Annotated in this window: 21 protein-coding genes; 12 read left to right on the top strand and 9 right to left on the bottom strand. The window is 56.4% G+C overall.

Going from position 1 to position 25,879, the window contains the following annotated elements:
* Window positions 1-55 precede the first annotated feature (55 nt).
* The 3 genes from ABIB18_RS04490 to ABIB18_RS04480 all read right to left on the bottom strand — a co-directional run bounded on the left by ABIB18_RS04490 (window position 56) and on the right by ABIB18_RS04480 (window position 4,829).
* Entirely contained in the window at window positions 56-1,576 is a 1,521-nt protein-coding gene (locus ABIB18_RS04490; protein WP_354473718.1) for a carboxylesterase/lipase family protein, read from the bottom strand.
* Window positions 1,577-2,083: 507 nt separating this feature from the next.
* On the bottom strand, window positions 2,084-3,427 hold the full coding sequence (gene hglS / locus ABIB18_RS04485) for a 2-oxoadipate dioxygenase/decarboxylase HglS (RefSeq protein WP_354473717.1): 1,344 nt from the start codon (window positions 3,425-3,427) through the stop codon (window positions 2,084-2,086).
* Window positions 3,428-3,494: 67 nt separating this feature from the next.
* Window positions 3,495-4,829: an MFS transporter gene (locus ABIB18_RS04480; RefSeq protein WP_354473716.1), complete on the bottom strand. Its 1,335-nt coding sequence runs from the start codon at window positions 4,827-4,829 to the stop codon at window positions 3,495-3,497.
* Between the two features lie 323 nt (window positions 4,830-5,152).
* On the opposite strand from ABIB18_RS04480, the gene ABIB18_RS04475 reads away from it, so the two are divergent.
* Window positions 5,153-6,073 carry a LysR substrate-binding domain-containing protein gene (locus tag ABIB18_RS04475; RefSeq protein ID WP_031376765.1) on the top strand — a complete coding sequence of 307 codons (921 nt, stop codon included), beginning with the start codon at window positions 5,153-5,155 and terminating at the stop codon, window positions 6,071-6,073.
* Here ABIB18_RS04475 and smrA read toward each other — a convergent pair.
* Window positions 6,070-6,636 carry a DNA endonuclease SmrA gene (smrA, locus tag ABIB18_RS04470; protein ID WP_031376766.1) on the bottom strand — a complete coding sequence of 189 codons (567 nt, stop codon included), beginning with the start codon at window positions 6,634-6,636 and terminating at the stop codon, window positions 6,070-6,072. The genes ABIB18_RS04475 and smrA overlap by 4 nt on opposite strands.
* A 313-nt stretch (window positions 6,637-6,949) precedes the next feature.
* Between smrA and fnr the strand changes: the two genes are divergently transcribed.
* Together fnr and uspE are read left to right on the top strand one after the other, a co-directional pair.
* A complete protein-coding gene (gene fnr, locus ABIB18_RS04465) occupies window positions 6,950-7,702 on the top strand; it encodes a fumarate/nitrate reduction transcriptional regulator Fnr (RefSeq protein WP_009090088.1) in 753 nt (250 codons plus the stop codon).
* Window positions 7,703-7,819: 117 nt separating this feature from the next.
* Window positions 7,820-8,776 carry a universal stress protein UspE gene (gene uspE, locus ABIB18_RS04460; RefSeq protein ID WP_031376767.1) on the top strand — a complete coding sequence of 319 codons (957 nt, stop codon included), beginning with the start codon at window positions 7,820-7,822 and terminating at the stop codon, window positions 8,774-8,776.
* A gap of 42 nt (window positions 8,777-8,818) precedes the next feature.
* On the opposite strand, the gene pntB is transcribed toward uspE, so the two are convergent.
* Together pntB and pntA are read right to left on the bottom strand one after the other, a co-directional pair.
* The gene (pntB, locus tag ABIB18_RS04455; RefSeq protein ID WP_354473715.1) at window positions 8,819-10,207 is read right to left on the bottom strand and encodes a Re/Si-specific NAD(P)(+) transhydrogenase subunit beta; all 1,389 of its coding nucleotides are present in this window, start codon (window positions 10,205-10,207) and stop codon (window positions 8,819-8,821) included.
* 3 nt (window positions 10,208-10,210) lie between these two features.
* A complete protein-coding gene (pntA, locus tag ABIB18_RS04450; RefSeq protein ID WP_069728360.1) occupies window positions 10,211-11,743 on the bottom strand; it encodes a Re/Si-specific NAD(P)(+) transhydrogenase subunit alpha in 1,533 nt (510 codons plus the stop codon).
* 542 nt (window positions 11,744-12,285) lie between these two features.
* On the opposite strand from pntA, the gene ydgH reads away from it, so the two are divergent.
* Together ydgH and ABIB18_RS04440 are read left to right on the top strand one after the other, a co-directional pair.
* Window positions 12,286-13,239: a DUF1471 family protein YdgH gene (ydgH, locus tag ABIB18_RS04445; protein ID WP_031376770.1), complete on the top strand. Its 954-nt coding sequence runs from the start codon at window positions 12,286-12,288 to the stop codon at window positions 13,237-13,239.
* Between the two features lie 205 nt (window positions 13,240-13,444).
* Entirely contained in the window at window positions 13,445-14,836 is a 1,392-nt protein-coding gene (locus tag ABIB18_RS04440; protein ID WP_031376771.1) for a basic amino acid/polyamine antiporter, read from the top strand.
* Here ABIB18_RS04440 and ABIB18_RS04435 read toward each other — a convergent pair.
* The gene (locus ABIB18_RS04435) at window positions 14,833-15,246 is read right to left on the bottom strand and encodes a hypothetical protein (RefSeq protein ID WP_031376772.1); all 414 of its coding nucleotides are present in this window, start codon (window positions 15,244-15,246) and stop codon (window positions 14,833-14,835) included. The two genes, ABIB18_RS04440 and ABIB18_RS04435, sit on opposite strands and share 4 nt — an antisense overlap.
* Window positions 15,247-15,423: 177 nt before the next feature.
* Here ABIB18_RS04435 and rstA point away from each other — a divergent pair, with 177 nt between their 5' ends.
* The 6 genes from rstA to ABIB18_RS04410 all read left to right on the top strand — a co-directional run bounded on the left by rstA (window position 15,424) and on the right by ABIB18_RS04410 (window position 20,678).
* Entirely contained in the window at window positions 15,424-16,149 is a 726-nt protein-coding gene (gene rstA / locus ABIB18_RS04430) for a two-component system response regulator RstA (protein ID WP_031376773.1), read from the top strand.
* Window positions 16,146-17,447 carry a two-component system sensor histidine kinase RstB gene (rstB, locus tag ABIB18_RS04425; protein WP_031376774.1) on the top strand — a complete coding sequence of 434 codons (1,302 nt, stop codon included), beginning with the start codon at window positions 16,146-16,148 and terminating at the stop codon, window positions 17,445-17,447. Before rstA ends, rstB begins: the two co-directional genes overlap by 4 nt.
* 19 nt (window positions 17,448-17,466) lie before the next feature.
* On the top strand, window positions 17,467-18,954 hold the full coding sequence (locus ABIB18_RS04420) for a carboxypeptidase M32 (RefSeq protein ID WP_354473714.1): 1,488 nt from the start codon (window positions 17,467-17,469) through the stop codon (window positions 18,952-18,954).
* 157 nt (window positions 18,955-19,111) lie between these two features.
* On the top strand, window positions 19,112-19,591 hold the full coding sequence (gene asr, locus ABIB18_RS04415; protein WP_031376776.1) for an acid resistance repetitive basic protein Asr: 480 nt from the start codon (window positions 19,112-19,114) through the stop codon (window positions 19,589-19,591).
* 82 nt (window positions 19,592-19,673) lie between these two features.
* Window positions 19,674-19,754, top strand: coding sequence for a small membrane protein YdgU (gene ydgU / locus ABIB18_RS23770; RefSeq protein WP_456152378.1), 81 nt, complete (start codon window positions 19,674-19,676; stop codon window positions 19,752-19,754).
* Window positions 19,755-19,868: 114 nt separating this feature from the next.
* Window positions 19,869-20,678 (top strand): trypsin-like serine peptidase, encoded by an 810-nt coding sequence (locus ABIB18_RS04410; protein ID WP_354473713.1) that lies wholly within the window; start codon window positions 19,869-19,871, stop codon window positions 20,676-20,678.
* Between the two features lie 61 nt (window positions 20,679-20,739).
* On the opposite strand, the gene hrpA is transcribed toward ABIB18_RS04410, so the two are convergent.
* The gene (gene hrpA / locus ABIB18_RS04405) at window positions 20,740-24,642 is read right to left on the bottom strand and encodes an ATP-dependent RNA helicase HrpA (RefSeq protein WP_069728364.1); all 3,903 of its coding nucleotides are present in this window, start codon (window positions 24,640-24,642) and stop codon (window positions 20,740-20,742) included.
* A gap of 256 nt (window positions 24,643-24,898) precedes the next feature.
* Between hrpA and azoR the strand changes: the two genes are divergently transcribed.
* Window positions 24,899-25,498, top strand: coding sequence for an FMN-dependent NADH-azoreductase (gene azoR / locus ABIB18_RS04400; RefSeq protein ID WP_031376778.1), 600 nt, complete (start codon window positions 24,899-24,901; stop codon window positions 25,496-25,498).
* Between the two features lie 56 nt (window positions 25,499-25,554).
* Here azoR and ABIB18_RS04395 read toward each other — a convergent pair whose 3' ends face one another.
* Window positions 25,555-25,878, bottom strand: coding sequence for a YdbL family probable chaperone protein (locus ABIB18_RS04395; RefSeq protein ID WP_069728365.1), 324 nt, complete (start codon window positions 25,876-25,878; stop codon window positions 25,555-25,557).
* Window position 25,879: the final 1 nt, after the last annotated feature.

Below are 25,879 nucleotides of genomic sequence, written 5' to 3'. Positions count from 1 at the left end.
ATGCGCGAATGGCTCCAGTAATTCCATTCGCGCAATTTGATGATTAGCGGACTAATTAAAGACGCACCATTTTACTCATCAGCAGGCGGAACAGGCGCATTCGGGCGCGCATAAAGTTCCGTTTCAGGACTAAACCACTCTGGCGATGATCACCGAGTGACATTGTCACATCGTCGCCTGGATGCCACGCGGGCCATACCACTTCGCCTTCCAGCTGCTGCTTGTATTCGCTGGCATCGCAGGCGAATCTGAACCAGTAGTCGCTGACGCGCGAGGCAAATGCCCGATCGGCGTCGCTGAAAGGCCGGTTTTCATTCGGATCCGGCATCTGGCTCAGGGTGTTAAGGACATATGGCACTTCATTGCCATGCCAGGTCCCGTCAGGATAGAGATCGCGCGCATTCTCAGAGACATAATCAAACCAGTAGCGCCAGCCCGGCATGCCAACATTATGCTGGGCGCGCATCACCAGCCACGGCACCACGCTGAACGCAATGTCGCGCGCCACCGCACGACCGAGGCGCTGATCGTCATGGATGTCATACATCCATTTTAGCATCCGATAGATCACCCGATTTTTGTCGCGCAACTGATGCAGCACCGCGGTGGCATCAACGCCAAAATAGTCCAGCACGCTGGCTTCATCACTGTTGCTGCCCGCCATTAGTGGCAGACGGTGCTGTCGGGCCGCGAGGAAGGTTTTCAGCATCGGTTCCGGCAGCACCGCATCGCCGGAAATCGGCACCGGTTGGATCGCCAGCGGGCCATCCAGCGACCAGAAGGCGTCGGCGGGTAAAGCACGCAACGCATCGGCACTGGCGTCGGGCGGCAGCCCCAGATGCTGTGCAACCGCCATGCCCTGCTGACGCGCTTTTTTCAGCGGCGTATCCGGTAAGCTGTAGGCGCTCTGCACAATCCCCTTGTGAAACAGCCCTTCGGCCAGCGGCGAACAGCAGAGCGACAGCACGCTGCGCGCGCCGGATGATTCGCCAAACAGCGTGACATTGCGGCGGTCTCCGCCAAAGGCCGGGATGTTGCGCTGTACCCACTGCAGGGCCGCAATTTGATCGAGCAGACCAAAATTATTTATGGTGCTGGCAACAGGATATTGCGCATCTAAAGCCGGATGGGAGAAGAAACCGAGATGGCCGAGTCGGTAGTTGATGGTGACCACCACCGCGCCACGCGAGGCCAGCGGTTTACCGCTGTAGGGCGCCAGACCGCCCGCGCCGATGGTGTAGCCGCCGCCGTGTAACCAGACCATCACCGGCAGCGGTTTTGTCGGTTCGACATCCGGGGTCCAGACATTAAGGTAAAGGCAATCTTCACTAAATTCGCCGGGATCGCCACCGCCAACTGCCCGGCAATAATCGCGGTTTTGCCAGGCTGATGCTGAAAATTGTGTGGCATCACGCAGATCGTTCCACGGCGTGACCGGCTGCGGCGGACGCCAGCGTAGTGCCCCTTCCGGGGCGGCGGCATAAGGTATGCCTTTGAATACGAAAAGGTCATCATCCATGCATCCACGTAACTCACCCTCTGCTGTCATAATCCGCAGACCTGTTTCGTTTTTCATTCCTGTATCCCTGTTCTAACGACACTCCATTATTTGCAGGCCTTGAGACAATGTCTATGTCTGAGGCGGATTTGCAGATTATGCCGAAGGTTGTAGCAAAGGACTGAACAACTTCATCAAAAGGTTTGAATAGGCAACAGAAGGATTTTTGATTATATTTGCTTACGCTTTCCAGCCTGCACCGGCACCTGCCGGCTCGGTTATCCTGCGGGAAGACAGCAAAAAAGAAGACTGCACACAGATAATTACAACAAATCATAACGGCGTAGCGCAGATCCTCTTCTGCTGTTCATCGACCGTATCGTTAATATTATTTTATTAGTTTCGCACCAGCATCAGGGAACACCTCTCCGATTACTGCGCGCCAGTCCGGCTCAGCTTATTAAGCCCGGCGCGCACGTAATTCTATCCCGTTTCGTACTAACACCCTTCAGCGGCGATAATATAATCGCCGCTGAAGGAGGCTGCTACCCTGGCGGGATAATTGTCCTGTTGCGACGGCATGGGCTATAAAGTCACCACGCCACAGCGTGCCAGCGAGCGTTGCTGACGCTCCGCATACAGTGCCATCTCGTCCACCACCGCACTGCCCAGCGCCGTTTCAAACGCTTCCCGGCTGGCCTGGCCTGCCGACCGGACCTGTGCGTGATCGCCAAGGTTTGACTGAAAGATGCCCGCGGCGCTGACCGGCAAAAAATCCTCATAGATAATCGGTTCTGCAATGATTCGTCCCTCAGCAATCAGGCTGTCGAGCGTCTCACCACGGGCTGGCGGGCTCGCCATCCCCTTTTCGCTGAGCCGGTAATGGAACCACGCCAGCTCCTGCTGACGCAGCGTCTGCTCATCGTCTGGAAAATCCCGGAACACATCGCTCAGATGCTGCTGATGCTGCTGGTTATCCTGACCGCTGCCCGCCTGATGCAGCAAACGGTCATACAGCGCCCGGCCCTTCGGCGTCAGCGCTGCACCGCGCTGCTCGATTTCACCAAAGCGCGCGGTGTGGGTGCCCTTATGACCATCCCGAAAGGTGATCGCTTCCTCCAGCGCCTTGAAACTGGTCTGGCGTAACAGAATTGGCACCTGACGACGCGGTGGTCCTTCAATCAGGGTTTTCGGTTCGATTCCGCGCGACGACATCAGTTGCTGCACCCGATCGATATCCAGCGTGCGGGGAGTGAGATGGTTAATGTGACAGCCGGAGAAACAGACCACGTCAGCAATCAGCCGGTGCTGCTGATTCAATGCCTGATAGGTCTGGCTATCGACGCTGCTGTGGGCGTGCCAGCGGAAAGTTTCCAGTGCTTCGGTGACAAACTCCGCCGCCTGCGGGGCGGTGAATCCACCCTGCTGCGGATGTAGCTGCAGCAGTTGCCGACAGCGCGGCGTGAAGATATCGCGCGCCGCAAGAATCGCCGCCGCCCTTTCACGCAGCTCAGGCTCTTCTATCAGCTCCAGTCGTAACAGTGAGGTAAAGACGCGGAAAGGATTACGCCGCAGGGCAGCTTCGTCGACCGGCCGGAACGCGGTGGAATGCACCGGCACGCCGGCCTGGGAGAGATCGTAATAGCCGACCGGATACATCCCCATCACCGCAAACATCTGCCGCAGCGTGGCGAGTTCGCTGGCGCTGCCGACCCGGATGGCACCGTGACGTTCAATATTGAGCCGGCTGAGTTCATCTGCCGCTGCCAGACGATCTTTCAGTGCGGGTTCTGATTCCAGCGTGCGGTCGTTAACCGCCATCACCAACTGCATCAGCGTGCCGTATTGCGGCACTTCCTGCTGATACATGGCGGACATCGCCTGAGAGAAGCGGGTGCGGATTGCATCCGCAGTGAGAAAGTTGTCCATCTGTTCCACCTGACACCGTGAGCGTTGCTGCTAATGTAATGCAACGGATTGGCGCCAGCGGAAAAAATCACGAATTTGTGATCGGCTTAAAGCCGTAGCGGTTTTTTAGCAGCAGCATCAGGGTAGTGATCACCGCCGGAATGGCCAGCAGCAGAAAAATAAAGCTGAACGACCAGCCGAGTGACAGCATTTCTGCTCCGACAAATGCGCTAAGAATTGCGCCGACGCGGCCGACGCCATGCATCCAGCTAGAGCCGGTGGCGCGGGCATGCGTCGGATAATAGCTGGCCGACAGCGCATTCATCCCGGTATTGGCACCGTTGAAACAGAAGCCGCTACAGAAGGCGATGCCGCTCATGATGCCCACTTCCGCCGGAGAGTACCCCAGCGCGACGATAAACAGCCCGCCACAAAAGTAGATCGCCGCCAGTGCCAGGTTGGCATTAAAGCGATCCATCAGCCAGCCGGCAAACAGCGAACCCAGCGTCCCGCCAGCCTGATACATCGCGGTGATAATCGCGGCTTCAGTAACCGACATCCCCAGCGTATTGACCAGCGACGGCAGCCAGCTGCCAATCAGGTAGACCAGAAACAGCCCCGTGAAGTAGCCGCCCCACAGCATAGTGCTGCCAAACAGGTAGCTACGCGACAGCACGGTCGCTATCGCCCCGCGCGTGGCAACGCTGGCTTCAGGCGCATGAAACGCGCTATCCGGCTGCGTGACGCCCGGCATCATCCGGTCAACGATAGCGTGAATTCGTGCCGCAGGCGCGCCGCGGCTAATCAGGAAGCGCACCGATTCCGGCAGCCCGCGGATCAAACACGGCAGGACCAGCAGCGGCAGGATCCCGCCGAGCAGCAGCACTGAGTGCCAGTTGTAACGCGGTAACAGCCACGAGGCAGCAAATCCCCCGCTGGCCGCGCCAAAAGTAAAGCCGCAAAATACCACGGTGATAATGAACGCCCGACGTCGTTCTGGCGCGTATTCAGCCACCAGCGTGCCGACGTTTGGCATCGCTGCGCCCAGCCCCAGCCCGGTGAGGAAGCGGAACAGCATCATCTGTTCGATGTTTTGCGACAGCGCGGTTGCCAGCGTCCAGAGGCCAAAAAAGAAGACGCTAAGAATAATCATCATCCGCCGGCCGTAGCGGTCGGCTAGCGGGCCGGCTACCATCGCGCCGAGCGCCAGGCCAATCAGTGCGGCACTGATCACCATCCCCAGCTGATGGTTGCTGACGCCCCACGCGGTTTTGAGGGTCGGCGCAATAAAGCCCATAATAGCGATGTCCATGCCATCAAGCGCCACCACAATAAAGCAGAGCGCGATTAACCGCTTTTGCCAGCGACTCAGCGCCTGCTGGTTAATGAGCTGGCGTACATCTACCGCCTCTACGCTGGTCAATGAAAACTCCTCTCGGGCACCCGCCATCGGACATCAGATTTAGTAAAAAAAACGGCGCCAATGATAGCCGATCGTTAACGTTAAGACGTCAGATTTTTATATGATATTGAGAATTATTCAACTTTTAATCGCTAACCCGTTGATCTGCGGTTGCCCTGCTGGCTGGCCTGCTGGCCGCATTCCCATATGACACGTTTCTTTTCAGCGGCTTACCTGGCGAGATGGTTGCACCGCGATATTTGTTAATATAATTTTGCAGCTAAGTTAACAAAATCCATTTTAAATGGTTGCCTGTTACCGGTGATCCTCATTAAGTTTAAGGGATGGAAAAAAATATCCTTTTCAATCAGCGCATTCGCTTGCGCCATTTACATACCTTTGTTGCGGTCGCGCAGCAAGGCACGCTGGGCCGGGCGGCCGAAACGCTTAGCCTGAGCCAGCCTGCCCTGTCAAAAACCCTTAATGAACTGGAAGAGCTGACCGGCGTCAGGCTGTTTGAGCGTGGCCGGCTCGGCGCGCAACTCACCACAATGGGTGAACAGTTCCTGACGCATGCGGTGCGGGTACTTGACGCGCTCAACCACGCCGGACAAAGCTTTAATGAGCAGCCTGCCGATCAGCCGGCCATTATCCGGCTCGGCGCGCTGACCACCGCCGCAATGGGCATGTTGCCGCAGATCCTGGACCGGTTTCATCAACTGCAACCCAATACCACCATTCAGGTGGCGACCTTACATAATAATGTGCTGCTGGCGGGATTACGGGCCGGTGAGTTCGATATTGGCGTTGGCCGGATGGCCGACAGTGAAATGATGACCGGGCTGACCTATGAACTGCTGTTTCTTGAATCGCTCAAGCTGGTGGTGCGTCCGGAACACCCGCTCTTAAGTGACAACGTCACCCTGTCGCGTGCCATGCAGTGGCCGGTGGTGATTTCGCCTGAAGGCACCGCACCGCGCCGTATAGCGCAGCAGATGCTCGACGAACAGGGTTGTTCGCTGCCGCCCCACTGTATTGAGACCTCTTCGACCTCGCTGGCGCGGCAACTGGCGTTGCGTTACGACTACATCTGGTTTGTGCCTTCCGGCGCAATTAAAGAAGACCTTAGCCACAATGCGGTCTGCGCTCTGCCGATTAACTCATCCGGTCCGGGCGAGCCGGTAGGGATTATTACCCGCACCGGCAGTCAGCTCAGCCTGAGCGCCGAAGTGCTGATGTCAACCATGCGCAAATTCCACAGCTAGCGGCTGCGTTTAGCATGCCGCTCACGGTTATCCAGCCGCGCTTTATCGGTTTTACGCAGGCCAACATACAGCGCCCCCGCGCCGCCATGTTGCGCCTGGGCGGCGCAGAAGGTCTGTACATCGTCAAACTGGGTCAGCCAGCGCGCCAGATAACTGCGCACAATATTGGCATGCGACTCATCGTCGCGGCCTTTGCCATGAATGATCAGCAGATTGCGCAATCCCTGCTTGTGCGCCTGCACCATAAAATTGAACAGCGCCTGGCGGCAGGTTTCCACCGGCTGCCGCAGCAGATTCAGGCTGGCATCCAGCCGGTACTCCCCTTTGCGCAGTTTATCCAGCACGCCCTGCTGTATGCCATCAGCCTTGTATTCCAGCGGCGTGTTCAGCGGCACGATATCCAGATAGCCACGGGTCAGGAAATTCTCCTGTTCAGGATCGCGCGGTGGATGGCGCGGCGCTTTGGTTGAGGGCGATTTGAGCCATAAGGTGCTGGTAGTGTCTTTTAACGGAGTGACATCTCCCATGGCGTCTCGAAAAAGATCGTTATCATCAAGGTTCATGGTTTTCTCACACCTGATTAAAATTGATGGAGGGCAAAACAGGCTTAGGGTGAAAGCGTAGCAAAAGCTAACGGCACTGCGCTAACCCTGTTTTTGGTGATTTTTTGTATCAGACAATTCAGGTTTTAGATCAAAAAGCGGCAACTTTTCGTGACAGTAGCCATTTTGGCATTCTGAGAAGCCCGTCACAGCTATGTTTGGTGCCCGGTCTGACGTCCATACTTTTTGTGCGCCTAAAACTGCTCGGATGAGTTCCCTTCAGCACAAAAAATGTTAAAATTGACACCAGTCAATTATCGTCGAGCAAACCATTATGATCCCTGAAAAACGCAGCATTCGTCGTATTCAGTCGGGCGGTTGTGCCATTCACTGCCAGGATTGCAGCATCAGTCAGCTCTGCATCCCGTTTACGCTAAATGAACATGAGCTGGACCAGCTCGACAATATCATTGAGCGTAAAAAACCTATTCAGAAAGGGCAAACCCTTTTCAAAGCGGGTGACGAGCTTAAGTCACTTTATGCCATCCGTTCCGGTACCATTAAAAGCTATACCATCACCGAACAGGGCGATGAGCAGATTACCGGTTTCCATCTGGCCGGCGACCTGGTCGGCTTTGATGCGATCATGGGTGCCAGCCATCCAAGCTTTGCTCAGGCGCTGGAAACCGCAATGGTCTGTGAAATTCCGTTCGAAACGCTGGACGATCTGTCAGGAAAAATGCCGGCCCTGCGTCAGCAGATGATGCGTCTGATGAGTGGTGAGATCAAAGGCGATCAGGACATGATTTTACTGCTGTCGAAGAAAAATGCCGAAGAGCGTCTGGCCGCCTTTATCTGGAATCTGTCACGCCGCTTTGGTCAGCGTGGATTCTCTCAGCGCGAATTCCGTCTCACCATGACTCGTGGCGATATCGGTAATTATCTCGGCTTAACGGTCGAAACCATCAGCCGTCTGCTGGGCCGGTTCCAGAAATCGGGCATGCTGGCGGTGAAGGGTAAATATATTACTATTGAGAACCACGCCTTACTGGAAGAGTTAGCGGGTCAGAGCCATCAGGCTGCCTGATCGCCGGCCGGATTAATAATTGTTATTTTATTGATCCGGCAGCAACTTTTTCACTTCTTCCGCTGTGCAACATAGGCTATCTTTAATCCAGTCGCTTTGGTTTAAGGAGAGTTCCTCATGTCCCAGTACCAAAATATTCTGGTCGCGATCGATGCCCAGCAAGACGACCAGCCTGCGCTGCGGCGTGCGGTCTATCTCAATCAATTCATCGGCGGCAAAATCAAAGCTTTTCTGCCTATCTATGATTTCTCCTATGAGATGACCACCCTGCTGTCGCCTGATGAACGCGCCTCAATGCGTCAGGGCGTAATCAGCCAGCGCACCGAGTGGATTCGCGAACAGGCACACGCTTACCTGGATGCCGGTGTCGAGATCGAAATCAAGGTCATCTGGCACAACCGTCCCTATGAAGCCATCATTCAGGAAGTGTTAGCCCACCAGCATGATTTAGTGCTGAAAATGGCGCACCAGCACGATCGGCTGGAGTCGGTGATTTTTACCCCGACAGACTGGCATCTGCTGCGTAAATGCCCGTGCCCGGTGTGGATGGTGAAAGATCAGCCGTGGCCGGAAGGCGGTAAAGCGATTGTGGCGGTGAACCTCGCCAGTGAAGAGCCGCATCATGATGGCCTGAATCAGAAGCTGATCCGTGAAACGGTCAAGCTGGCCGAAACCGTGAATCATACTGAAGTCCATCTGGTTGGCGCCTACCCTATCACCCCAATCAATATTGCTATCGAGCTGCCCGATTTTGATCCGAGCGTCTACAACGACGCCATTCGCGGCCAGCATCTGGTGGCGATGAAAGCACTGCGACAGAAATTTTCCATTGGTGAAGAGTTCACCCATGTTGCTAAGGGTTTGCCTGAAGAGGTGATTCCTGACCTGGCGGTGCACCTCGGCGCGGGTGTGGTAGTGCTGGGAACGATCGGACGTACCGGTTTGTCGGCCGCGTTTCTCGGCAATACGGCAGAACAGGTGATTGATCATCTGCGTTGCGATCTGCTGGCAATTAAACCTGATGATTTTAAATCGCCGATCGATCTGGATGATGAAGAGGATGAGGAGGAGTAATCCTGCTCAGTAATAAGGGCGGCTAATCAGCCGCCCTTTTTTTTATAGCGCTTTCAGAATCGCTTCCACGCTGGCTTTGGCATCGCCAAACAGCATCTGGGTATTCTCCTTAAAGAACAGCGGGTTCTGCACCCCGGCATAGCCGGTATTCATTGAGCGTTTAAACACGATGACGTTGTGCGCTTTCCACACTTCCAGTACCGGCATTCCGGCAATCGGACTGCGCGGATCTTCCTGCGCCGCCGGGTTGACGGTATCGTTAGCGCCAATCACCAGCACCGTATCGGTTTCGCTGAAGTCATCGTTGATTTCATCCATCTCCAGCACCACGTCATACGGCACTTTAGCTTCGGCCAGCAGTACGTTCATGTGGCCGGGCAAGCGACCGGCCACCGGATGAATGCCAAAACGTACTTTGATACCGAGTGCACGCAGCCTGGCGGTGATTTCCGCCACCGGGTATTGTGCCTGGGCCACCGCCATACCGTAGCCAGGGGTGATAATGACCGAAGAAGAGGCTTTCAGCATCTCTGCGGTCTCTTCCGCGCTGATTTCACGGTGTTCACCCGCGGCGTCGCTGTCATCACCGCTGCTGGTCTCACTGCCAAAACCGCCGGCAATCACGCTGATAAACGAACGGTTCATCGCCTTACACATAATGTAAGAGAGGATCGCACCGGAGGAGCCGACCAGCGCACCGGTGACAATCAGCAGATCATTGCTCAGCATAAAGCCGGCTGCAGCAGCTGCCCAGCCGGAGTAAGAGTTGAGCATTGACACCACCACCGGCATATCTGCCCCGCCGATGGACGCCACCAGATGCCAGCCAAACGCCAGCGCAATCAAGGTCATCAACAGCAGTGCAAATACCTGCGCCGCGCTACTGCTGGTGTTAACGAACCACAGCAGCAGCAAGAACGAGACCACCAGCGCCAGCAGATTGAGCTTATGACGATGCGGCAACGCCAGCGGCCGCGAGGAGATCTTGCCGCACAGCTTGCCAAACGCCACCAGCGAACCGGTAAAGGTCACCGCGCCAATAAAGATACCGATAAACACTTCGCTCAGATGGATATTCTCCATCACCGCCGGCAGGCCAGGCGCATGATCGATATAGCTGTTGATGCCCACCAGCACCGCCGCCAGGCCGACAAAGCTGTGCAGAATTGCCACCAGCTCCGGCATTTCGGTCATTTCGACCTTCTTCGCCAGACGCACGCCAATTGCCCCGCCGATCACCATCGCCACCAGGATCCACACCACGTTGCCGCTGTCGGGCCCAAAAATGGTGGCCACCAGTGCGATCGCCATGCCGCTGATACCAAAAATATTGCCCTGCTTAGAGGTCTCATGTCGCGAGAGACCGGCGAGGCTACAAATAAACAGAATGGCAGCGACGATATAGGCTGCAGTTACTAATCCGCCAGACATGAATTACCCCTTACGAAACATTTTCAGCATGCGCTGGGTGACGGTAAAGCCACCAAAGATATTGATGCTGGCAATCAGCACGGCAATAAAGGAGATAAACGTCACCCAGCCACCGTGCCCCATCTGCAACACCGCGCCGATGACGATAATGCCGGAGATGGCATTGGTGACCGACATCAGCGGCGTATGCAGCGCATGGCTGACGTTCCACACCACGTAGTAGCCCACCACGCAGGAGAGCGCGAAGACGGTAAAGTGTGACAGGAAATCACTCGGCGCGACGTTGGCCAGGCAGGCAAACAGCACTATCGCCAGCGCGATCAGCAGATATTTACGCCAGGCAGCAACCGGTTTTTTCTCGACCGTCGATACCGCTTTTGCCGCAGCCGGTGCGGCCTGCGGAGCAGCGGAGACCTGAATCGGCGGTGCTGGCCAGGTCACTTCGCCTTCACGGATCACCGTAACGCCGCGCACCACCACATCGTCGAAATCAAGGGTGATTTCGCCGTTTTTCTCTTTGCATAACAGCTTCATCAGGTTGACCAGGTTGGTACCGTAGAGCTGCGATGACTGGGTCGGTAAGCGGCTGGGCAAATCGGTATAACCGATAATCTTCACGCCATTCGGGGTAACGGTAACCTGATCGGCGACCGTCAGAGCGCAGTTGCCGCCGTTTTGCGCCGCCAGATCGACGATGACGCTGCCCGGCTTCATGCTGGCAACCATCTCTTCGGTAATCAGCGTCGGAGCCGGTTTGCCGGGGATCAGCGCGGTGGTGACGATAATGTCCACTTCCTGCGCCTGGCTGGCGAACAGCGCCATTTCGGCTTTGATGAAGGCTTCAGACATCACTTTGGCGTAGCCATCGCCGCTGCCCGCTTCCTCTTCAAAATCGAGTTCGAGGAATTCGGCGCCCATACTCTGCACCTGCTCTTTCACTTCCGGCCGGGTATCAAATGCCCGGACAATCGCGCCGAGGCTGCCCGCCGCGCCGATCGCTGCCAGCCCGGCTACGCCGGCACCAATAACCATCACTTTGGCCGGTGGCACTTTACCGGCTGCGGTAATCTGACCGGTAAAGAAACGGCCAAACTGGTGGGCCGCTTCCACAATCGCGCGATAACCGGCAATGTTAGCCATCGAACTCAGGGCATCCAGCGACTGCGCCCGCGAGATACGCGGCACGGAATCCATCGCCATCACCGTCACCTGACGCGCCGCCAGTTTCTCCAGCAGCGCAGGATTCTGTGCCGGCCAGATGAAACTCACCAGGGTGCTGCCCGCCCGGGTCAGCGCAATCTCATCATCGAGCGGTGCATTCACTTTCAGCACGATATCGGACTGCCAGACCTGCTGGGTGTCACTGAGAGTGGCGCCTGCCGCAAGGTAGCTGTCGTCATCGAAACTGGCGCTGAGGCCCGCGTCATGTTCCAGCGTGACGCTAAACCCCAGCTTGATCAGTTGCCCAACGGTCTGCGGCGTGGCGGCCACACGTGACTCGCCCGGCAATCGTTCTTTGGGTATTCCAATTAACATAGTGTTTCCTTTCATCGGTTAAAGGATGATGGCAAGAAGTCTGCACGACAACAGCGCAACTGAAACAGTGTTTCAGCTGCTTATGAACGAAATGCACTTATTTCAAAGTGTTTATAACCTACTGAAAATGTGACGGGCGATCCAGTTCGGCCTGGCGGAGTAGAGACATTCACCCAATTATTCAGTGTTAAAGATAAAAACCCGTATTATCGCACTACTAAAACCAGTCATCAGCAGATAATCTGCTATGCCTAATCGTGTCAGGGCGCAGATCCGGTTAATAAAAACCTTTATTTAACAATGCATTAACTGTTATAGCACTAAGGCTTACCGGCTTTAACGGTAACCCGCACCAAAAAGGGGCTATAAACGCGATTCATGACAATCAGATGAAGAATGTCCGGTTGAATAACGCGAGTTGACGCAAAAAATCGCTGCGACAGTCTGTTTATAACATGCAATAATCAGCGGCTAATCTGTTATACATCAAGAGTCCAGCACGTTTTCGTACTCATTTTTGCGTAAGGCGAAGGATTATTTTTATGAAGCTGAAGAACACTATTCTGGCGTCCACCTTGTTATCCCTGCTGGCAGCTAACGCATTCGCTGCGCAGGAGTTGACGCCAGAAAAAGCGGCCGCGTTGAAGCCATTCGAACGTATTAATATCACCGGCCGTTTCAACGCAATTGGCGATGCCGCCGATGCGGTGTCTAAGCGTGCTGATGAAATGGGCGCCGCTTCTTACTACATCCAGGGCATTAACGACACCAACGGCAACAGCGGCAACTGGCGCGTCACCGCGGACCTTTATAAAGCCGATGCGCCTGAAGCGGCCTCTTCCACCAGCTACCGTCGCTTCAACGGCATCAACGAGTTACCTAAAGCTGAAGCCTATAAACTCGAACCTTTCGATACGGTATCAGTGAGCGGCTTCTTCGCCAGCCAGCCAGACGTTAACGATGCGATCTCTAAAGCGGCAAAAGAGAAAGGCGCAGCCTCCTTCTTTATTGTTCGCCAGATTGATGCCAACAACGGCGGCAATCAGTACGTGACGGCTTACGTCTATAAGGCTGACGCAAAAGAGCGTAAGGTGCAGACGCCAAACGCCATTCCGGCTGATTCAGAAGCGGGTAAAGCGGCCCTCGCCGCAGGCGGTGCAGCCGCAGCCAACGTTGAAATTCCGGGCGTGGCCTCTTCTGAGACCCCAAGTAAAAGCGTAGGCCGTTTCTATGAAACGCAAAGCTCAACCGGCAAACGTTATACGGTCAATCTGCCAAACGGCAAATCAGTGCAGGAAGTTAACGCGATAACTGCCGCACAGATGCAGCCGTTCGACACCGTGACCTTCACCGGACACTTCGGTACTCCGACCGAAATCTCTGAAGAAGTGGCTAAGCGTGCCGCGGATAAAGGGGCTAAGTACTACCACGTGACCCGTCAGTGGCAGAACCAGAGCGGCGGTAACCTGACCGTAACCGCAGACATCTTTAAGTAATCTTCTCAGGGCGGCGCCCGCCGCCCTGCTGTTTGCATAATTCCTGTGCTGTTTTGCATATTCACGCATTGCCATCCCCCGCCGCACTCCGTAAAATCTGGCGCCTGTTTCACCGGACATTCTCACCGTTATTTGCCTGATGGCTACCATATACCTGTGATGAAATCCGGTTTACCCAGCCATATATGCTAGCGGGAAGGTTGTTTTGGAGAAAAAATTAGGTCTCGGTGCCCTGACAGCGCTGGTGTTGAGCTCAATGCTCGGCGCAGGTGTCTTCAGCTTGCCGCAAAATATGGCCGCCGTGGCCGGACCGGCCGCATTGCTGATTGGCTGGCTGATTACCGGCGTAGGGATTATCTTTCTGTCGCTGGCAATGCTACTGCTGACCCGTCTCAAACCCGATCTGGACGGCGGCATCTTTACCTACGCGCGCGCTGGCTTCGGCGAGCTGATGGGCTTCTGTTCCGCGTGGGGCTACTGGCTGTGCGCGGTGATCGCTAATGTCTCCTATCTGGTGATCGTCTTCTCCGCACTCAGTTTTTTCACTGACAGCCCGGGCCACGTCGTTTTTGGCGACGGCAACACCTGGCAGGCGATGCTTGGCGCATCGGTACTGCTGTGGCTGGTGCACTGGCTGGTGCTGCGAGGCGTGCAAACCGCCGCCAGCATTAACCTGATGGCGACGCTGGGCAAACTGGTGCCGCTTTTGCTGTTTGTGGTGCTGGCAGTGCTGGCGTTTAATTACGATCGGTTCCGCTTCGATTTCTCCGGCGTCACGCTGGGACAGCCGCTGTGGGAGCAGATTAAGCAGACCATGCTGATCACCCTGTGGGTGTTTATCGGGGTCGAAGGCGCAGTGGTGGTGTCAGCGCGCGCCCGGCAGAAAAAGGATGTCGGTCGCGCCACGCTGCTGGCGGTGCTGGCGGCGCTGCTGGTCTATCTGCTGGTGACGCTGCTGTCGCTGGGTGTGGTACCGCGTGCTGAACTGGCAGAGATGCGCAATCCGTCAATGGCCGGCTTAATGACCCGTCTGATGGGTCACTGGGGCGATGCGGTGATCGCCGTTGGCCTGATCATTTCGGTCTGTGGGGCCTATCTCAGCTGGACCATTATGGCGGCTGAAGTGCCGCTGATCGCCGCGCAGCTGGGTGCCTTCCCGCGCAGTATTGCCCGGCAGAACGTGCACAACGCGCCAGCCGCCTCACTGTGGCTGACCAACGGCAGCATTCAGCTCTGTCTGATCCTGATTGCGCTTACCGGAGCCAACTACAACAACCTGCTGACTATCGCCTCAGAGATGATTCTGGTGCCCTATCTGCTGGTCGGCCTCTATCTGATCAAAGTGGTTCGCGGACAGCGCAAACCGCTGGCGATGGCGGTAGGCATTGGTGCCAGCCTGTACGGTATCTGGCTGCTTTACGCGTCAGGTCCGTTACACCTGATGACCTCGGTGGTGCTGTACGCGCCGGGGCTGCTGCTGTTTATGTTTGCCCGACGCGGCGGCCGCGCGGATATAGCGCTGACCTCACTGGAGCGGATTGCGATGGGAATGCTGATTGCGGCGACGCTGCCTGCGGTATGGCAGCTGACGACTTAATGTGACTGCAGCGGGATGGAGACGCACAGCAGGTCATCCTGCTGTGTCAGATTCAGCGGCTTGCGGTATTCCTGATGAATGGCGTCCAGCTGCTCCGGCGAAAGCGGATAAGGCAGCTGGATATCAAAGCGACTGATCTGCTGCTGTTCAGCAAGCGTAATCAGACGGGCGATGTTAATTTCGTCGCTGACCTGGGTAGAAATGATTTGTAATGCTAATTCTTTAAGCGGGTCGCCACTGGCCTGTAAGCTGTGCGCAGATTTGCGTGTCACCATGCCAAAAATCGGCATCACACCATAAATTGCATCGACGAAGCTCCAGCGTTTTTTACAGGAAGCGGAAAGAAAAGCACTGTAATTGAAGCAGATGCGGTCACTGTATATGGCTGATGCCAGCTCTTTATCAGACACACTCACGCTCCTCATAGTAATCATTACGGTTCCGAACCTGGCGCAAAAAGGCCGCGGTTATGATGGCACATTTTGCCGGTTATATACCAGTGAGATAAGGATATTTCGTGCGATAGCGTAGAGCTCAGGACCAGGAAAAGATATGCTTTCGTTCATCCTTATTCTGCGCAGTGAACTATGAACAAAATCGTTTATGTGGAAGACGAACCGGAAGTGGGCGAGCTGATTGCCGCCTATCTGGGACGTCACGATATTGAAGTGATTGTCGAGACGCGCGGTGACCGTGCCGAAGCGGTAATTGCTGAACAACAGCCGGACCTGGTAATGCTGGATATCATGTTGCCGGGCAAAGATGGCATGACGATTTGCCGTGACCTGCGGGCCAACTGGCAGGGTCCGATTGTGTTGCTGACCTCACTCGACAGCGACATGAACCATATTCTGGCGCTGGAGATGGGCGCGCAGGATTACATCCTGAAAACCACGCCGCCGGCGGTGCTGCTGGCGCGTCTGCGCCTGCATCTGCGCCAGTCGCAGCAGGGACAGCCGGAAGATGCTGCGCCCGCAGCGGCGGCCAACCGGATGCTGCGTTTCGGCTCGCTGACCATCGATGCGCTCAACCGTCAGGTCACGCTGTTTGACGAGCAGATCGCCCTCTCCACCGCCGATTTCGATCTGCTGTGGGTGCTGGCCAGCCACGCCGGACAGATCCTTAACCGCGATGCGCTGCTCAAAACGCTGCGCGGCGTCAGCTATGACGGCCTCGACCGCAGCATTGACGTGGCGATTTCCCGCCTGCGCAAAAAACTGCACGACAGCGCCACCGAGCCGTTCCGTATCAAAACGATTCGTAACAAAGGCTATCTGTTTGCGCCACAGGCCTGGGACACCCGCGTGTTATGAGAAAGCTTTTTATACAGTTCTACCTGCTGCTGTTTGTCTGCTTTCTGGTGATGACGCTGCTGGTCGGTCTGGTCTACAAGTTCACCGCTGAACGGGCCGGTCGCCAGTCGATGAACGACCTGATGGCCAGTTCGCTCTATCTGATTCGCAGTGAACTGCGCGAAATCCCGCCGCGCGACTGGAATAAAACCATCAAGAGCCTCGATCTCGGGCTGTCGTTTGATCTGCACATTGAGCCAATGAGCAAGTATCAGCTCGATGACGGCAATATGCGCCGGTTACGCGCCGGTGAAATCGTGGCGCTCGACGATCAATACACCTTTTTGCAGCATATTCCGCGCAGTCATTATGTGCTGTCGGTCGGACCGATCCCCTACCTGTTCTACCTGCATCAGATGCGGCTGCTGGATATTGCGCTGCTGGTATTTATTGGCATGTCGCTGGCGCTGCCGGTGTTTATCTGGATGCGCCCGCACTGGAAAGAGATGCAGCGGCTGGAAAAAGCGGCGCAGCGCTTTGGCCGTGGCGAACTCGACGTGCGTACCCACTTTGACAGCACCTCCAGCCTGTTCCGGCTCGGCATCGCCTTTAACCAGATGGCAGAGAATATCAACACGCTGGTTGCCAGCAAGAAGCAGTTAATTGATGGCATCGCCCATGAGTTACGTACGCCGCTGGTTCGCCTGCGTTACCGGCTGGAGATGAGCGATAACCTGACCGATGGCGAACGGGTGGCGCTCAACCGCGATATTGGCCAACTGGAGAGCCTGATTGAAGAGCTGCTGACCTATGCCCGGCTCGATCGGCCGCGCGTTGACCTTAATCTGCGCTCGCTCGACCTGGCGAACTGGCTGCGTGAGCGGCTCGACGACTTTCGCGCCATCAACCCGCAGGTTCAGCTCGATCTTGACCTGCCGCAGCGGGAAAATACCGGCGTTTCGGATACCCGGCTGATGGAGCGGGTGCTGGATAATCTGGTGAATAACGCGCTGCGCTACGCGAATCAGCGGCTGCGTATCAGCCTGTGGTTTGATGGCCCAATCGGCTGCCTGCAGGTTGAAGATGACGGTCCGGGTATTCCGGCGGAAGAGCGGCAGCGGGTATTTGAACCGTTTGTCCGGCTCGATCCCAGCCGCGATCGGGCAACCGGCGGATGCGGACTGGGGCTGGCCATTGTCCACTCTATTGCCCAGGCGCTCAGCGGTCAGGTGACGATTGAGTCCAGCCCGCTCGGCGGGGCCAGCGTTCGCTTTTGCTGGCCGGTTGATCTACCCTTGCGGGAAATTCCGCTACGTTAACTATTACAAGGAGTCTTGCGTGACCTCAGCGTATCAACAACTTAGCGCGACTTTCCAGCGCTTGTCGCGTTTTAATCACGTCACCGCCATCGCCGGCTGCGATATGCAAACCACCATGCCGCCAGGCGGCAGCCGCGCACGCGGTGAGGCGCTGGCTGAGATGAGCGTATTGCAGCACCAGATTCTGACCGCACCGCAGATCGGCGAACTGCTGCAACAGGCAGAACAGCAGGACCTGAACGATGTCGAGCGCGCCAACCTCAATGAAATGAAGCGCGCTTATCAACAGGCCAGCCTGCTGCCTGACGCCTTCGTTGAGGCAAAATCGCTGGCCGGTTCGGTGTGTGAACATGCCTGGCGCAGCCAGCGTCCGGCCAATGACTGGCGGGGCTTTGCCACCAATCTGAAAGAGGTAGTGCGCCTGAGTCGTGAAGAAGCGCAACTGCGCGCTGAGGCAACCGGCAGCTCCCGCTACGATGCGTTGCTGGACCTGTATGAGCCAGGCATGACCCGCGCCCGACTGGATAAAACCTTTGGCGACCTGAAAAGCTGGCTGCCACAGCTGTTGCAGCAGGTGGTCGAAAAGCAGGCGCAGCAGCCGGTTGCGCTGCCGCAGGGACCCTTTGCCCTGCCCGCACAGCGCCAGCTTGGCCTCAGCATTATGGAAACGCTGGGTTTCGATTTTAACCACGGCCGGCTGGATGTCAGTGCGCATCCGTTCTGCGGCGGCGTGCCGGAAGATGTGCGGATCACCACGCGCTACAATGAGCAGGAGTTTCTCAGCGCCATGATGGGTGTGATCCACGAAACCGGCCATGCGCGCTATGAGCAAAATCTGCCGCAACAGTGGCGGGGACAGCCGGTGGCGCTGGCCCGTTCAACGGCGATTCACGAGTCGCAGAGCCTGTTTATGGAGATGCAGCTGGGACGCAGCCGCGAATTCCTGCAGCGTATTCTGCCGCAAATCATCGCCCGCTTTGGCGACCAGCCCGCGCTGCAGGCGGACAACTTTGTCCGGCTGGCGCAGCAGGTTACACCAGGACTGATTCGGGTCGATGCAGATGAACTGAGCTACCCGGCGCATGTGATCCTGCGTTATGAGATTGAACAGGCGCTGATCGAAGGCGAGATTGAGGTAGACGATATTCCGGCGCTGTGGGATGAGAAGATGCAGCAGTCGCTGGGTCTCGATACGCGTGGCAACTACCGTGACGGCTGTATGCAGGATATTCACTGGACCGACGGTGCCTTCGGCTACTTCCCGACCTACACCCTCGGTGCCATGTACGCGGCTCAGCTGTTCCAGGCGGTGAAGAAGGCGATTCCGCAGCTCAGCGATCTGATCCAGCATGGCGAACTGCAACCGGTGTTTGACTGGCTGCAACAGAATATCTGGCAGCATGGCAGCCGTTTCTCTACCGACCAGTTGCTGATCAATGCCACCGGCGAATCGCTGAATCCGGCCTTTTTCCGTCAGCATCTTGAACAACGCTATCTGAATAACTAAACTGCGCGGCGGTCATCTGACCGCCCTTTTCCCGCGTTGTACAATCGGTTACACGCCGATACCAAACACCCACGGACACCCTGCAGCGATTTCCCTATAGTCTCTTCACCGGCCCCGCAGTGGGCTACACATGAAAAAAATGTCCGAGGAATTTGCAATGAAAAAATTATTTGCACTGGTTGTCGCCGCTGCTATGGGTATGTCTTCTGTTGCCTTCGCTGCTGATACCACAGCTGCTCCTGCCGCTGCGCCGGCTGCGACTTCAACTACCGCAGCAGCACCAGCGAAAACTGCACACAAAACTGAACACAAGAAACACAAAAAAGCAGTGAAGAAAGACGCAGCACAGAAAGCGCAAGCGGCTAAGAAAGTTCACCACAAGAAAGCAGTAAAACCGGCTGCGCAGAAAGCGCAGGCTGCTAAGAAAGTGCACCACAAGAAAGCAACCAAGCCAGCGGCACAGAAAGCCCAGGCAGCTAAAAAAGTTCACCACAAAAAAGCAACCAAGCCAGCGGCACAGAAAGCCCAGGCAGCTAAAAAAGTTCATCACAAAAAAGCAGTAAAACCCGCGCAGAAAGCGCAGGCCGCTAAAAAAGTTCACCACAAAAAAGTCGTTAAACCAGCGGCTAAGAACTAAGGTCGCCGTAGCGCGCCCGACCACGCGTTAATGATTAAAAACACCCGGTTATGCCGGGTGTTTCTTTACTGGAGTGGATGAAATGGTGCGTCGCTATCGCTTCGAAATTATTCTGCTGATTATGATCCTGTGTGGCATTGTGGCAGCCAGTTTTTTTATTTAACAGTTGTAGCGTACTGATTAACCAATAAAACTCCCTTTTTTAGCGCTCACAGACTATAGTTATCGCAGTTGCTTGATAACAATAACGTCACTTTTTCTCGCCATTGAGAGTTCTATGCGCCTGGCTATCTTGTTAATGGTTGGACTTTTCAGTTTTACCTCCTTTGCTCATGCCGATGATGATGACGACACGCCAACGCCTGACGAAATCAAAATGCTGTTTTTCGGCAAAGATCATCGCAAAGCCATCACCGATATTACCGCGGCCCCCTGGGATGCTATTGGACAGCTGGAAACCGAAAGCGGTAACCTCTGCACCGCCACGCTGATCTCACCGCATCTGGCCCTGACGGCCGGACACTGTTTACTCGCGCCACCGGGCAATTTCGATAAGCCGGTTGCGCTGCGCTTTATGGCGAGCGATAAAGGCTGGCGATATGAAATCCACGACATTGATGCCCGCGTCGAACCGTCGCTGGCCTCAAAGCTGAAAGCGGACGGTGAAGGCTGGATCGTGCCGAGCAACGCCGCGCCGTTTGACTACGGCATCGTGATTTTGCGCAATCCCCCTTCCGCCATTACGCCGATTCCACTGTTTGATGGCTCACGCAGTGAGTTAACTGCGGCGCTGAAGCAGACCGGTCGCAAAGTGACCCAGGCGGGTTATCCGGCCGATCATCTCGATACGCTTTATTCTCACAGTGACTGTTTGGTTACCGGCTGGGCGCAACGCGCCGTGCTGTCGCATCAGTGTGATACGCTGCCCGGCGACAGTGGTTCACCGCTGCTGCTGAACAGTGATAAAGGCTGGCAGTTGATTGCGGTGCAAAGCTCAGCGCCCGCCGCGAAAGATCGTTATCTGGCCGACAACCGTGCGATTGCCGTTACCTCGTTCAGAGACGAGCTGGAAGCGTTAGCGCAGTAATCGGCTATGTGCCGCAAAGAGAAGCCGGGGCGCGTCATCACTGACGCGCCCCGGTTTTTTATCAGCCTGCAATCTGCTCCATGGTCTGCAGAATGCGCTTATCAGAGATGGGATAAGGCGTGCCGAGCTGCTGGGCAAAGTAGCTAATCCGCAGCTCTTCAATCATCCAGCGGATCGCCTGCACTTCTTCATCATCCTGACGCTGCGGCGGCAATTTATTGCGCCACGCCTGATACGCCTGCTCCACCGCCTGCACTTTCAGCATCCGCGCCCGATCGCTGTGCGGATCGGCTGGCAGTTTTTCCAGCCGCCGTTCGATGCCATGCAGATAGCGCAGACTGTCGCCGAGCCGCTGCCAGCCGTTGCCGGTGACAAAACCGCGATAGACCAGGCCACTGAGCTGCGCTTTGATATCGGATAACGCCAGCGCCATCGTCATGTCGACCCGTCCTTTCAGGCGCTTATTGATGTTGAACACTGCCGTCAGGATCTGCTCGACCTGCTTAGCAATGGTCACCACGGTCTCGTTCAGTTCAGCGCGCACCTTGTCCCGCAGCGCCTCAAACCCGGCCTGATCCCAGGCCGGTCCGCCCGCTTCGGCAATCAGCTTATCAATACCACAGGCGATACAGTCATCGATCAACTCCAGCACTTTGCCATACGGGTTGAAGTAGAGCCCGAGTTTGGCTTTGTTCGGCAGTTTTTCGTGCAGGTACTTCACTGGCGACGGCACGTTGAGCAGCAGCAGACGGCGCTGTCCGCGCCACATCATCTTCTGCTGCTCCTGCTCGCTGTCGAACAGCCGGATAGCGACGCTCTCTTTCTCATCAACCAGTGCCGGCCAGGCTTTCACCTGATAGCTGCCGCGCTTCTGCTCGTAGCTGCGCGGCAGGTCGCCGAAGCTCCAGATATGCAAGCCACTCTGTTCCAGCCCGTCGTCCGCCACTTTTGACAGGGTTTCCTGCACTTTGCCTTTCAGCTGCGCCTTGAGGGCGGTCAGATCTTTGCCTTCCAGCAGTTTGCGGTTGTGTTCATCCACCACCCGGAAGGTCATTTTCAGATGATCGGGCACCTGATCCCACTGCCAGTTTTCCCGCTCCAGCGTGACGCCGGTCATGCGGCGAAACTCCCGTGACAGCGCATCCAGCAGCGGCATCTCCATTGCCGTGACCCGACCCAGAAACGCTTCGGCGTAGTTCGGTGCCGGCACCAGATTGCGCCGCAGCGGCTTAGGCAGCGACTTAATCAGCGCAATAATCAGTTCGCGCCGCACGCCCGGAATCTGCCACTCAAAGCCACTCTCTTCCACCTGGTTAAGCAGTGGCAGCGGGATATGCACCGTCACACCGTCGGCATCAGCACCCGGTTCAAACTGGTAGCTGAGCTTCAGCTTGAGGTTGCCCTGATGCCAGAAGTTGGGATAGTCGAGCTGGCTGACCTTGTCCGCACCCTCCTTGATCAGCATCTGCTTATCAAAGTTAAGCAATTCCGGGTTGTCGCGGCTGGCCTGTTTCCACCAGCTATCAAAGTGCTTCGCCGACACCACCTCTTTACCGATACGCTGATCGTAAAAGGCGAACAGGGTTTCGTCATCGACCAGAATGTCGCGACGACGCGATTTATGCTCCAGATCTTCGACTTCGCTGCGCAGCTTCTGATTGTTGCGGAAGAAGGCGTGACGCGTCTGCCAGTCGCCCTCTACCAGCGCATGACGGATAAACAGCTCACGGCTCAGGGTCGGATCAATGCGGCCATAATTGACTTTGCGCGCCGCCACTATCGGCAGGCCATACAGCGTCACTTTCTCGGTGGCCATCACAGCACCCTGCGATTTCTCCCAGTGCGGTTCGCTGTAGCTGCGCTTGATCAGGTGCTGGGCCAGCGGCTCAATCCACTCCGGCTCGATGCGCCCGGCGGTGCGGCCCCACAGCCGGCTGGTCTCCACCAGTTCCGCTACCATGGTCCATTTCGGCGGCTTCTTAAACAGCCCGGAGCCGGGGAAGATGGCGAAGCGGGTATTACGCGCGCCGGTGAACTCCTGCTTATCGGCATCTTTCTGGCCGATATGCGACAGCAGGCCGCTTAACAGTGCGCAGTGAACTTCGCGCATGCCTGCCGGCTCGCTATTGACCGGAATGCCCAGTTCGCGCACCACCTGCCGCAGCTGGGTGTAGATATCCTGCCATTCACGCACCCGCAAATAGTTGAGGAAATCGCTTTTGCACTGGCGGCGGAACAGGTTACCCGACAGCGCCTTTTGCTGCTCAGCCAGGTAATTCCACAGGTTAACGAAGGCGAGGAAGTCGGAATCTTTATCAGCAAATCGCCGATGTTTTTCGTCAGACGCCTGCTTTTTCTCGGCGGGACGCTCGCGTGGGTCCTGAATCGATAAGCCGGCGGTGATGATCATCACTTCACGTACACAGCCAAATTTCTGCGCTTCCAGCACCATCCGCGCCAGTCTTGGATCGACCGGCAACTGCGCCAGCTGACGGCCGGAACCGGTCAACTGGTAATGGCCGTCCTCTTCGTTCAGGGTCAGCGCGCCCAGCTCTTCCAGCAGGCGTACCCCATCCTGAATATTGCGCTTATCCGGCGCTTCAACAAACGGGAAGGCGGCGATATCGCCCAGTCCCAGCGCGGTCATCTGCAGAATAACCGACGCCAGATTGGTGCGCAGGATTTCAGGATCGGTAAACGCCGGGCGGCTGAGAAAGTCATCTTCGGAATAGAGCCGGATACAGATCCCTTCTGACACACGACCACAGCGCCCTTTACGCTGATTGGCCGACGCCTGTGAAATCGGCTCTATCGGCAGTCGCTGCACTTTGGTGCGGAAGCTGTAGCGGCTGATGCGCGCGGTTCCGGGATCGATAACATATTTGATGCCGGGCACCGTTAGCGAGGTTTCCGCCACGTTGGTGGCCAGCACAATCCGCCGGCCGCTGTGTGACTGGAATACCCGATTCTGCTCGGCATTCGACAGCCGGGCGTAGAGAGGCAGAATCTCGGTATGCGGCAAATCACGTTTAATCAGCGCGTCTGCGGTATCACGGATCTCACGTTCACCACTCATGAATATCAGGATATCGCCGCGGCTCTCATGGCTCAGTTCATCTACCGCATCAAAGATCGCCTGCAGCTGATCGCGATCGCCGTCATCCGCCTCTTCCACTACCGGCCGGTAGCGCACTTCCACCGGATAGGTGCGGCCAGAGACTTCAATCACCGGCGCATTATTGAAATGCCGCGAAAAACGCTGCGGATCGATGGTCGCTGAGGTGATGATCACTTTCAGATCGGGCCGACGCGGCAGCAGTTCACGCAGGTAACCCAGCAGGAAGTCGATGTTCAGGCTGCGCTCATGCGCTTCATCGATGATGATGGTGTCGTACTGCATCAGCAGACGGTCCTGCTGAATTTCCGCCAGCAAAATCCCGTCGGTCATCAATTTGATCTGGGTCAGATCGCTGACCTGATCGTTGAATCGCACTTTGTAACCGACGCAGCCGCCGAGCGAGGTATCCAGCTCGTCGGCGATGCGATTCGCCACGGTGCGCGCCGCCAGGCGACGCGGCTGGGTATGGCCAATCAGCCCGGTCACGCCACGCCCCAGCGCCAGACAGATCTTCGGCAGCTGGGTGGTTTTACCGGAGCCGGTTTCGCCAGCCACAATCACCACCTGATGATCGCGTATCGCCGCGGCAATATCCTGCTGCTTCTGGCTGACCGGCAGATTTTCCGGGAAGGTGATGGCCGGGGTGGCCGCGCGACGCTGGGCCACCTTCTGCTCGGCGGCGCTAAAATCCTGCTCCAGCTCGCTGGCGATGCCCTGTTGAGCCGCCGGATTTTTAACTTTCCTGGCACCCTGTAAGCGACGCTGCAGGCGCTGGCGGTCGCGCAGCATTAACCCGTCAAGCCGTGACCAGAGTGAAGCCAGTGGGGAGGTATCGGGAGATGACATAATAATGACGTACCTTACTCAGACGCTGTCGCTGCCGATAGCAGCGCGCTGCAAGCCGGGATAACCGGCTGATTCAATAAAATAATTGCGCGCATCATAGCACATTTCGACCTGTGCCGGAGGGCGGCGCACGTTACGCTTATTCAATAAATTCGAACATTGACCTCGAAATATTGCGCTTTCACCGCGCCATTGATAACCGTAGAGTGTAAACCATTGAGCGGAAAGCCTTCCGCGTTACAGACAGGAAATCACCATGAGCAAAGTTTTAGTTCTGAAATCAAGCATCCTCGCAGGCTACTCACAATCCAGCCAACTGGCTGACTTCTACGTTGAACAGGCAAAGTCTCAGGGCAAAGAAGTGACCGTACGCGATCTGGCAGCAAACCCGATTCCGGTACTGGATGGTGAGCTGGTTGGTGCGCTGCGTCCGTCTGATGCGCCACTGTCACCACGTCAGCAGGAGGCGCTGGCGCTGTCTGATGAGCTGATTGCAGAACTGCAGGCGCATGATGAAATCGTGATCGCTGCACCAATGTACAACTTCAACATCCCGACTCAGCTGAAGAACTACTTCGACCTGATCGCTCGTGCTGGCGTGACTTTCCGCTACACCGAAGCAGGCCCGGAAGGTCTGGTGAAAGGCAAGCGTGCGGTGGTGATTTCCAGCCGTGGCGGCATTCACAAAGACACCGCGTCCGATCTGCTGACGCCATACGTGAAGCTGTTCCTGGGCTTCATCGGTATTACCGACGTTGAGTTCGTATTCGCTGAAGGTATCGCTTACGGTCCGGAAGTGGCTAACAAAGCGACCGCTGAAGCTAAAGATACTATCCAGCAGATCGTCACTGCATAATCTTTTGATGCCGTTGTACTTGCCGGGCCCTGTGCCCGGCTTTTTTTCGCCTGGCGTTACTCTTTCTTCAGCCACTGACCGTTGATGCCGCGAACATATTCGCCCGCCGCGGCGCGGCTGACCAGTTTCTGGCCGGCGATGCTGGCAACCTCGGCGGTGGTTAAATTGTTCTGCTCTGCCACCCGCTGATACTGCTGCTGTCGTCCCGCGTTAATGCGTTCTGTCAGCGCCAGGGTTTCGCTGTCCTGCGCCCGGGCGGCCAGATAGCCCGACAGGGTTTCGCCCACCCGTCCCGACTGGCGGGCCTCGTCCAGCGTCAGCGCCCAGGCAGGCTGGGCCATCACCAGGGCGAGCAACAGGGCTACGCTGATGCGTTTCATA

Source organism: Pantoea sp. UYEF8, assembly GCF_040546285.1.
Taxonomy (GTDB): Bacteria; Pseudomonadota; Gammaproteobacteria; order Enterobacterales; family Enterobacteriaceae; genus Pantoea; species Pantoea brenneri.
This window is presented reverse-complemented; position numbering and strand designations above follow the sequence as displayed.

Bases quoted from the DNA above. Each gene is read 5' to 3' on its own strand.
- ABIB18_RS04490 (WP_354473718.1), bottom strand. From the start codon at position 1,576: ATGAAAAACGAAACAGGTCTGCGGATTATGACAGCAGAGGGTGAGTTA.
- hglS (WP_354473717.1), bottom strand. From the start codon at position 3,427: ATGGACAACTTTCTCACTGCGGATGCAATCCGCACCCGCTTCTCTCAG.
- ABIB18_RS04475 (WP_031376765.1), top strand. From the start codon at position 5,153: ATGGAAAAAAATATCCTTTTCAATCAGCGCATTCGCTTGCGCCATTTA.
- smrA (WP_031376766.1), bottom strand. From the start codon at position 6,636: ATGAACCTTGATGATAACGATCTTTTTCGAGACGCCATGGGAGATGTC.
- fnr (WP_009090088.1), top strand. From the start codon at position 6,950: ATGATCCCTGAAAAACGCAGCATTCGTCGTATTCAGTCGGGCGGTTGT.
- uspE (WP_031376767.1), top strand. From the start codon at position 7,820: ATGTCCCAGTACCAAAATATTCTGGTCGCGATCGATGCCCAGCAAGAC.
- pntB (WP_354473715.1), bottom strand. From the start codon at position 10,207: ATGTCTGGCGGATTAGTAACTGCAGCCTATATCGTCGCTGCCATTCTG.
- pntA (WP_069728360.1), bottom strand. From the start codon at position 11,743: ATGTTAATTGGAATACCCAAAGAACGATTGCCGGGCGAGTCACGTGTG.
- ydgH (WP_031376770.1), top strand. From the start codon at position 12,286: ATGAAGCTGAAGAACACTATTCTGGCGTCCACCTTGTTATCCCTGCTG.
- rstA (WP_031376773.1), top strand. From the start codon at position 15,424: ATGAACAAAATCGTTTATGTGGAAGACGAACCGGAAGTGGGCGAGCTG.
- rstB (WP_031376774.1), top strand. From the start codon at position 16,146: ATGAGAAAGCTTTTTATACAGTTCTACCTGCTGCTGTTTGTCTGCTTT.
- asr (WP_031376776.1), top strand. From the start codon at position 19,112: ATGAAAAAATTATTTGCACTGGTTGTCGCCGCTGCTATGGGTATGTCT.
- ydgU (WP_456152378.1), top strand. From the start codon at position 19,674: ATGGTGCGTCGCTATCGCTTCGAAATTATTCTGCTGATTATGATCCTG.
- ABIB18_RS04410 (WP_354473713.1), top strand. From the start codon at position 19,869: ATGCGCCTGGCTATCTTGTTAATGGTTGGACTTTTCAGTTTTACCTCC.
- hrpA (WP_069728364.1), bottom strand. From the start codon at position 24,642: ATGTCATCTCCCGATACCTCCCCACTGGCTTCACTCTGGTCACGGCTT.
- azoR (WP_031376778.1), top strand. From the start codon at position 24,899: ATGAGCAAAGTTTTAGTTCTGAAATCAAGCATCCTCGCAGGCTACTCA.
- ABIB18_RS04395 (WP_069728365.1), bottom strand. From the start codon at position 25,878: ATGAAACGCATCAGCGTAGCCCTGTTGCTCGCCCTGGTGATGGCCCAG.